At 53.4% G+C, this 1669-nt stretch carries 1 protein-coding gene; it reads left to right on the top strand.

Features of this window, described 5'->3' with window-relative positions; all coding sequences use genetic code 11:
- Positions 1-792, top strand: a 792-nt coding sequence (locus tag V6C07_RS11860; RefSeq protein ID WP_333536689.1) for a DUF4198 domain-containing protein, incomplete at its 5' end; no start/stop codon positions are given.
- Positions 793-1669 lie beyond the last annotated feature (877 nt).

Here is a 1669-nt window from a genome sequence, read left to right as displayed (position 1 = left end):
CAGACCACGGCGGCAAACGCCGGGCAAACCGCTGCGCAGCCTGTGGAAGAAGCGCCCGCGCCGCCCCCTGCTCCCGAGCTTCCCTCCATCAATGAACAGGTGGACGTGCTTATCACCATGATGCGCCCCTTTCAGAATCAGGGTCTTGTCATGGATATGCCCCAACTTTTCGCCGTATTGCGTTACGACAATGCCAGCCCCGTCAAGGATGGCCTTATCCAGCCCGAACGGCGCGACCTTCTCGGTGATGTGGAAGAAATAGGCTATCTGGACCAGAAGGCGTGGGGGGCCAACGTGGCCCTTGCACACCCTGGCCTGTATCAGTTCATTATTGAAGGCCGCCCCTGGTGGGATGCGGCGCACGGGCAGTTTTTGCAGCATTACGTCAAAGCCGTTTTGCCCGTCTATGGCGTGGAGCGGGGATGGGACCAGCCCGTGGGCCAGACCTTTGAAATCCAGCCCCTTGTCCGTCCTTTTGGCCTCACCGCCCCTGCCCTTTTTTCCGGCGTGGTTCTGCTGCACGGCAAACCTTTGGCAAACGCCCCCGTGCGCATGTCCAGAATCAACACGGAAAAGCGCACCGTTCCCACACCGTGGCATGAAGAAATGGCGGCGCGCACCGACAAGGCGGGCCAGTTCTCCTTTGTGCTCAACCAGCCCGGCTGGTGGTACTGCATGGCCACCACCCCCGGTGACCCTCTCAAAGGCCCTGACGGCCAACCCAAACCCCTCAACCTTGGGGCGGTGTTCTGGCTTTATGTGGACGGTGCTGCCGACGCGCGCAAGCGCTGATCCGGCACAACGTCGGTCTCTCTTGCCGCTGCCGCTCAGGCTTGCCTGAGGACCTGCCCAAGAGACTTTTGATGCAGGCCGCTTACGCGGCCTGCCGACTTTTTTGCCAGGCGCAAAGCGCATCTTGAACGCAAACCGGCCAACCGATGCGTCTCCCCAACGCTGCCGCAGATTCCTGCGCAAGACTTGCGCTTGTGACCGGCAATATTTCCTACAAATCTGCTGCACAGAACAAACATGCTGTATGCCAACGGCATGAAAAACACAGACATCAAGCGGATCACAGCAGTTATGGCGGATAAAAAAGACAGTGGATAACAACGCATCTCACTATAAACAGTGTACCATTTGAAAAATGAATATGCACAAAAACAAATGTACAACATCAACTTAAAACCATCAGAAACCATTTTTATCTTCACACTTCCAGCATCTAAACAAATTAAGACTCTTTTCAAATATACTATACATTTCAATCATAATTATTTTTACTTTTTTTACCAAAAACAACAACGATATTACGTTAATAAATATTATCATTTTAACACATTGCACCACCGCAATACACGCATATCTTTTCTACACTTCTTATTTTATGCAAAGTGGATTTCATGCTCTTGCCTTTTTTGTCACAATGTTTATAGTCAGAAAGGCTGATCAGACCGTGCGACCAGCGCACCCTGCAACCAACAACCCCCTCCCGGGAGCTGTTCATGAAATTGAGTGCCTTTCTGACCGCTGCGTTTTTTCTCTGCTGTTCCATCATGCTTGCCATGCCCGACTGCGCCGAAGCCGCCCGCATGGGTGGCGGACGCTCGTTCGGCAGCAAACCCTTTATGAGTACGCCCGCGCAAAAGCCTGCCATGCGGCAGGATAC

The sequence above is a fragment of the Desulfovibrio sp. 1214_IL3152 genome (genome assembly GCF_036763055.1).
In the GTDB taxonomy this organism is placed as follows: Bacteria; Desulfobacterota; Desulfovibrionia; order Desulfovibrionales; family Desulfovibrionaceae; genus Desulfovibrio.
Note: the sequence above shows the minus strand (reverse complement) of the source record. Positions and strands in the feature narration are given on the sequence as shown.